This window comes from Edaphobacter sp. (genome assembly GCF_035532915.1).
GTDB lineage: Bacteria > Acidobacteriota > Terriglobia > Terriglobales > Acidobacteriaceae > Edaphobacter.
In genome coordinates this window covers 1-7,211 of the sequence record NZ_DATKQC010000394.1, presented here as the reverse complement: position 1 = coordinate 7,211, position 7,211 = coordinate 1, and the positions used below count along the sequence as shown (strand labels likewise).

At 56.8% G+C, this 7,211-nt stretch carries 5 protein-coding genes and 1 pseudogene; 5 read left to right on the top strand and 1 reads right to left on the bottom strand.

The genetic code is table 11. The annotated features are described in order from the left end of the window. Nucleotides 1-321: 321 nt before the first annotated feature. Nucleotides 322-966, bottom strand: a complete 645-nt coding sequence (locus VMU57_RS18725) for an SOS response-associated peptidase (protein WP_325386212.1) — start codon at nt 964-966, stop codon at nt 322-324. A 152-nt stretch (nt 967-1,118) separates the two neighbouring features. Here VMU57_RS18725 and VMU57_RS18720 point away from each other — a divergent pair. The 5 genes and pseudogenes from VMU57_RS18720 to VMU57_RS18700 form a co-directional block, all read left to right on the top strand. Then, nucleotides 1,119-1,382 (top strand): annotated as a pseudogene (locus tag VMU57_RS18720) (ATPase domain-containing protein); the annotation flags it as partial. A 396-nt stretch (nt 1,383-1,778) separates the two neighbouring features. Then, on the top strand, nt 1,779-2,159 hold the full coding sequence (locus VMU57_RS18715; RefSeq protein ID WP_325386214.1) for a hypothetical protein: 381 nt from the start codon (nt 1,779-1,781) through the stop codon (nt 2,157-2,159). Next, the gene (locus VMU57_RS18710) at nt 2,156-3,670 is read left to right on the top strand and encodes a DNA polymerase Y family protein (protein WP_325386210.1); all 1,515 of its coding nucleotides are present in this window, start codon (nt 2,156-2,158) and stop codon (nt 3,668-3,670) included. Before VMU57_RS18715 ends, VMU57_RS18710 begins: the two co-directional genes overlap by 4 nt. Further along, complete coding sequence (locus VMU57_RS18705) at nt 3,663-6,881, top strand: error-prone DNA polymerase (RefSeq protein ID WP_325386208.1); 3,219 nt, start codon at nt 3,663-3,665, stop codon at nt 6,879-6,881. The genes VMU57_RS18710 and VMU57_RS18705 overlap by 8 nt, the downstream gene beginning before the upstream one ends. A gap of 113 nt (nt 6,882-6,994) precedes the next feature. Then, on the top strand, nt 6,995-7,211 hold a 217-nt coding region (locus VMU57_RS18700), incomplete at its 3' end, for a hypothetical protein (RefSeq protein WP_325386206.1).

Here is a 7,211-nt window from a genome sequence, read left to right as displayed (position 1 = left end):
ATTCCGGACCGACTGGAGCCAAGGGCAATGCGGATGCCGAATTCCCGCTCACGGCAACTCGCCGCATAGGCCACCATTCCGTAGCTGATCTATCGGATTGGTGATTGCGTCGGAGATGAGTGGTCCAAAAGCTGTACGTTTCTGACCAGCAAAAATCTGAAACGATTTTCTATGAAAGCAAGGGGTTTAGCGTGCTGTGATTCAGGACCTTTTTTGACTAGAGGTATTAGCCCGCGTACGCGATCGAGACATACCGACATATATGTTCGCTATGACTTCCGGATCTGGTGCCCAGGACGCCATCCAGTTTCTTTGCACTCGTCATTGAAGGTCAAAAAGAATCGGTTTTGGCGCGGTAATTTTGTGGTCCTCGACGAGATGGGCCTGCATCTCCTCGTCGGGAAGAATCCGGAGCAGGTGCCTGGGCGGCCTGTCTCCGATGCTGAGATACTCTGCGTAGTCGGCTGGATCAAGGATGGTCGGTTGCCGGTCATGCACACGATGCATAACGGTATTGGCTTCTCCGGTCAGAATGGCGAAGGTATGCTCCCTCTCCTCTGTCTTTGGATTTTTCCAGGAAGCCCACACTCCCGCCATGCCGAAAGGCTGGCGGTTGAGAACTGAGAATTCGTACTTCGGTTTTTTCCCGGTCTTGACCTTCTGCCATTCGTAGAAGGAATCGGCAGGCACGACGCAGCGTCGGCGCTGGAAAGATTCTTTCCAGAAGTTCGATCTCTCGATGCCTTCTGAGCGGGCGTTGAACAGCAGACGGTCGGGCAGCTTGAAACCCCAGCGCATCTTTTCGATCTGGCGTTGTCCCTCCGGGTTTATCAGGATCACAGGCTGGATCGAGCCAGGAAAAATCTCATCTTCGGCGTCGAAGTAGAGATCTTCGAGACTGATATAAGCGTGAAAGGCTTCCGCGATTCGCTGCTTATCGGAACGCCGCCGGTAACGTCCACACATGCAACCAGTCTAGAACGGAGCGCAAGCCTACCAACAAGGAAAATTCTAATGGCTTATTTATCTTAGTGTTAAGGAAGAATGCACCAGGGATGCGACATATCGGAGTTGACACAGGTGGAGGTAAATAGGCGAAGATATGGCGAAGATAAAGTATGCCGACCGCAGCCCATCTTCGCGCCGAAATTGAAGCGGCCCTTGCTCCTCGCATCCCGTCCGCGCTGACTCCAGCACCAAGGATCTTTCGTTCCGTTGTGGCCACTGGCATTGGATCTTTGGATCAAGTGTTGGAAGGCGGCCTGCCCGTGGGAGCGATCACAGAGATCGCAGGTCCGGAGTGCTCCGGGCGCACGTCGCTGGCACTATCGTTTCTCGCGGGTATCACTCGTGCCGCTAAGGTGTGCGCATGGATCGATGTCTCAGATGCGCTCGATCCTGAATCTGCAGCCGCAGCAGGCGTCGATCTTGAACGGCTGCTCTGGGTGCGGTGCGGCGTCTCAGCTCGCAAGAGAACTCAGCTCATTTCTCCGTGCGGTTTTGTGCTTCCCGGGAAATATTTTGTTCCCCCGCCCATTACGAAGGGATTGCATGGCGGAGGCTTCGGTCCTCCTCCACGAGGAGAAGGAAAAGGATTGCCCGATGCCATCCATGATTTTTTTGGACGTAATGGGATGCCATCGCGGTGGGCAGATTCACAACCGGACCGGATCGCAGAAAGAGCCTTGCCGGATTCTCATCCAGCACAGCCGTCTTGGAGGCATGAGGCACGAGGCCACACCCGGAGACCCTGGCCACGAATCGAGCAGGCACTTCGCGTGACTGATCTTCTTTTGCAGGCAGGCGGCTTCAGCGCGATTGTGCTGGATATGGGCAGCCTCGCGCCTGAGTATGCTTTACGAGTGCCACTCGCGACATGGTTTCGCTATCGGGTCGCGGCGGAACACAGCCAGACAAGTTTGCTTCTCCTGACGCAGCAGGCGTGCGCAAAAAGCAGCGCGGGACTTGTGCTCCATATGCAAACTGCCGAGGCGCTTCAGGAAGAGGCGAGCGTCTTTACGGGCGTCGAGCATGGCGTGGTAGTTGCGCGGGAACGATTCCAGGCGGTTCCAGTCAATGTCGTTCCCATGCGGAAGCCGCCACAGAGCGAACGCTGTGCAGGCTGGCAGAGCAAAACGGCGTGGGCAGGTCTGCGATGAGCACTCCTGGGGAACTCTACGCCTGCCTCTACGCCAGGGAATTTCCAGCGCAAACAGTGCTGCGACTGCGTCCTGAGTTGCGGAAGAAGCCATGCGTGGTGATGGATGGCGAACCGCCGCTCGAACAGGTTTGCTCACTGAATGGGAAGGCCCGTCGCATGGGCGTCATGGTCGGAATGACGCGAGTGGAGGTAGAGACGTTTTCTGAAGTCACACTTGTACCGCGCTCAGTTTCAGAAGAGACGGCAACGAAGATGGCGCTGCTGGAATGTGCGGGGAGTTTCACCCCGAGAGTAGAAGAAGTCACTTCGGAACTTGCGTTTCTCTGTGTTCTCGATATCACGGGAACGGAGAAGCTGTTTGGTCCTTCCGCAACGCTGGTCGAGACTCTGCGAAAGCGTGTCCAGGCGCTCGGTATCACAGCGTCGGTTGCGGTGAGCAGGAACTTTCACGCTGCAATCTGCCGGGCGCGAGGTATGTCTTCCAGCATTTCCGTGATTGTTATTCCGGCAGGGGAAGAGAGCGTAGCACTCGCTTTGTTACCCCTCTCGGTGCTGATGTTTTCCGAAGAACATGCTGCGACCTTTGCTCTATGGGGAATCCGGACACTCGGCATGTTGGCGGCGCTGCCTGAAAAGGAACTGATTGCCCGCATGGGGCAGGAAGGGAAACGCCTTCGCCAGTTGGCGCGTGGAGAACTGCCACACCTGTTTCAGCCGATTGAGCCTCCCTTCAAGCTCGAAGAGTATCGAGAGCTGGATTCCCCGGTTGAAATGCTGGATTCGCTGCTGTTTGTCGTGGGGGTGATGCTGGAACAGCTCGTGATTCGTGCCACTGGGCGAATGCTGGCGCTGGCCTCGCTAACGATCACACTGCATCTCGAAGCGGGCGCCTCGCATACGCGAGTTGTGCGACCCGCTTTGCCAACGAATGACCGGCAATTCTGGATCAAACTGCTGCATCTCGATCTCGAAGCGCATCCGCCGCAGGCGGCCATTCTCTCGTTGAAGTTAACGGCGGAACCGGGTAGCACCAGCAAGGTGCAAATGGGGTTGTTCTCTCCGCAGCTTCCTGAACCTAGCCGCCTCGATGTCACACTCGCACGCATTCGCGCCATCGTTGGCGAGGAGTGCGTCGGAAGAGCTTTGCTTCGCGATACTCATCGGCCCGATGCATTTCGCATGGAGCCGTTCGCCATGGCAGCCGGAACACTCGCAGAGATTACTTGTCAGCAACAGCGAGTAGCACAACGACAACTACGTCCACCAGAGAAAACTTTCGTGACATTGCAGAACGAACGGCCAACAGCATTCTTCCTAAAAACGAAGCGATATCTCGTGGAAAAAGCCTATGGTCCGTGGCTCGCGAGCGGAGATTGGTGGAACCCGGAACTCTGGAGCCTGGAGGAGTGGGACGTGGTGGCGCATTCCATCGATGGCAGCCTTTTGTGCGGTCGCCTGGTCCGCGATCTGGCACGGAATGGCTGGGAGATGGTGGCGCTCTATGACTGAGCGATACGTGGAACTCCACGCCGCCAGCGCCTTCAGCTTTCTGGAGGGAGCATCGCAACCGGAAGGGCTCATCGAACGAGCGGCTGTGTTAGAGATGCCTGCCATCGCGCTGCTGGACCGCAACGGCGTCTACGGCTCGGCTCGCTTCCACACCAGCGCGAAGCGAAATCGTGTCCGCGCACACATCGGCGCGGAGGTTGCGGTTTCCAGTTTCGGACCACGGCTAACTCCTCCGGCATGGCTTCCCCACCAGCATGTTCCGGAACCGGCACGGCTGCCCCTGTTGTGCCAATCCCGCACGGGCTACCAAAACCTTTGCCAGATGATCACGCAGTTCAAGATGCGGGAGACGAATAAATGCGAAGGCGCTGCCACTCTCGAAGATTTGCAGCAGTTCAACACTGGTCTTATATGTCTGACTGGTGGAGAGGAAGGCCCATTGGCGGCTGCGTTGATTACGGGCGGTGAAGCTGCTGGCAGAAAGATCGTCGAACAACTCATCGGGATCTTTGGCAGAGACAATGTCTATGTCGAGCTGCAGCGCCACCAGGAGCGCGAAGAGGAATGTCGTAACCAGACCGCGATCCGCATTGCACGAACTCTCAAGTTGCCTATGCTCGCAACCAACGGCGTTCGTTATGCCGCCGCGTATGACCGGGAGATCTTGGATGTTTTCACAGCCATCCGCCATCACACGGAACTCGATCGGGCAGGCCGCCTATTAGCAACCAACCATCAACGCTACCTGCGCTCGGCGCAGGAGATGGTTTCGCTGTTTCGCGATGTGCCGAATGCCACCGAAAACACAGTAGAACTTTCTTCGCGTCTCAGCTTCGAACTCGACGACCTTGGATATGAGTTCCCACGCTATCCCGTGCCGGAAGGCGAGACCATGGACAGCTTTCTGCGAAAGCGCGTGGCGGAAGGAGTGGCGAGGCGATATGGACCGAAGAACAATCCCGATCTGCTGGAGCGGACGAAGAAGCAGGTTGAGCGCGAACTTACTTTGATTGCGAAGCTCGGCTTTGCCGGGTACTTTCTGATCGTTTGGGACATCATTCAGTTCTGCAAGAGCCATGACATTCTGGTCCAGGGCCGAGGGAGTGCCGCGAACTCTGCCGTTTGTTACGCGCTCGAAATTACGGCCATCGATCCCGTGGGCATGGAGTTGCTCTTCGAGCGTTTCCTGAGCGAAAGCCGTGGTGAGTGGCCGGACATCGATCTCGATCTGCCTTCCGTGGACAAGCGGGAGCAGGCCATCCAGTATGTCTACCAACGATACGGAGAGCTGGGGGCGGCGATGACAGCGAATGTCATCACCTATCGCGGGAAATCGGCTGCCCGCGAAGTCGGCAAAGCGCTGGGCTTCGATGCCGACACCCTGGGGCGATTGTCGAGCCTGGTCAGCAATTGGGAATGGCGGGGAAAGACGGACACCATGGCGCACTCGTTTCGCGATGCCGGTTTCGACGTAGCGCATCCGCGCATTGCTAAGTACCTCGAACTCTCGATGCGGATTCAAGGCTTGCCGCGACATCTCGGACAGCACTCGGGCGGCATGGTGATCTGCCAGGGCCAGCTGAACCAGGTGGTTCCATTGGAGCGAGCTTCCATGCCGGGACGCACTGTCGTGCAATGGGACAAAGAAGACTGCTCCGACCTCGGCATCATCAAGGTAGACCTGCTCGGTCTGGGAATGATGGCAGTCCTGAAGGACTGTCTGGAACTGATCCCTCAACATTATGGCGACCCGATCGACCTGGCACAGTTGCCGGAAGACCCTGAAGTGTATCGAACCTTGCAGCGGGCCGATACTGTCGGGATGTTTCAGGTGGAGAGCCGCGCCCAGATGGCGTCGCTGCCGCGAAACCATCCAGAAATCTTCTATGACCTTGTCGTGCAGGTGGCCATTATTCGACCCGGCCCGATCGTTGGTCAAATGATGCATCCCTACATGCGTCGCAGGCAAAAGAAGGAACCGGTCAGCTACCCGCATCCATTGCTGGAACCAGTCTTGAAGCGGACCCTGGGCGTGCCGCTCTTTCAGGAACAACTGCTGCGGATGGCAATGGTGGTTGCAAACTTCTCCGGTGCAGAAGCCGAAGAGCTACGACGGGCGGTGGGAATGCGCCGCTCCTGGGAGCGGATGAAGAATCTGGAAGGCAAGCTGCGAGCGGGCATGACTATGAACGGCATCGATACGGCTACGCAGGATACTATCGTGCAGAACATCAGTTCGTTCGCGTTATACGGATTTCCCGAATCGCACGCTGCCAGCTTTGCGCTCATCGCGTATGCCTCCGCCTACTTCAAGGTGAAATATCTGGCTGCCTTTACGTGCGCTATTTTGAACAATCAGCCGATGGGTTTTTATGCTCCAGCAGTCCTTGTAAAAGATGCGCAACGCCATGGTCTGCGTGTCAGGCCTATCGACATTCAAATTTCCGATTGGGCCTGCACTGTGGAACGAGAGCACGTTGGCAGCCTCTCTTTACGGATGGGGCTAGGCTATGCGCGAGGACTACGCAAGCAGTCTGTGGAAGCGCTTGTCGCATCTCGTCTTCGGGACGGAGAGTTCCGTTCAGCGGAAGATCTTGCGCAGCGCGTTCCATCGCTCCATCGAAAAGAGCTGACGCTGCTGGCCCGTATCGGCGCGTTGAACCAGCTCGGCGGAATCGAGCATCGGCGCGATGCGCTCTGGCAGGTGGAACGTGCCGGGAAGCTCGAAGGCCCACTTTTCCAACGTAACGTTGCCTCGTTACAGGATGATTCCGAGTCGAAACCTCTTCAACCAATGAACACCGAGGAGCGGCTGGTGGCCGACTATGCTGGCACCGGACTTACCGTGGGAAAACACCCCATGCACTACCGTCGGGCCGAGTTAAAACAACAGCGTGTACTTTCGGCGAAGGAATTGCGGGAACGGATCGACGGGGAATACGTGCGGACTGCTGGCTGCATCATTGCGCGTCAGCGTCCCGGCACAGCCAAAGGATTCATTTTTCTGTCGATGGAAGATGAGACCGGTATTGCCAATGTCATCATTACTCCCGATCTCTACGAGCGGGAACGCCTGCTGGTGACGCGCAGCAAGTTCTTGATTGTCGAAGGTCCTCTGCAAAATCAGGATGGTGTGATCCACGTGAAAGCGACGCGCTTACTGGCTTTCTTCGCCGGAACCCTCGCGCCGCGTTCTCACGACTTTCATTAGGCCGTTCATTGCCATCATGGCGCACTTGCTTGTGCGCGGGCGTGCTGGTCGCATACTGTCTGAATCCGGCTGCCGCTTCGCTGCTTTCCTGGCAGACCGCAGACCTCGCAAGTATGAAACGACTCAACCTCGGCAGATTCAATCAGTGTGGAAATGGCTTCATTGCTGAAATTAGCATGGAAACGGAGTCCGCCGAACTTCTCTTTGACCTGAAGCACCTCAAATGGACATCCAGTCTCTTGTTCGGCCGCCACTACAAACGTCTCCAAAGATTCACAGAGCTGCCAGAGCAGATCAAACCAGCCATCGCCGTGTTCGAATCCCAAGGGC

Excerpts from the sequence above, each read along its gene's own strand:
- VMU57_RS18725 (WP_325386212.1), bottom strand. The coding sequence starts at position 966 with ATGTGTGGACGTTACCGGCGGCGTTCCGATAAGCAGCGAATCGCGGAA.
- VMU57_RS18705 (WP_325386208.1), top strand. The coding sequence starts at position 3,663 with ATGACTGAGCGATACGTGGAACTCCACGCCGCCAGCGCCTTCAGCTTT.
- VMU57_RS18710 (WP_325386210.1), top strand. The coding sequence starts at position 2,156 with ATGAGCACTCCTGGGGAACTCTACGCCTGCCTCTACGCCAGGGAATTT.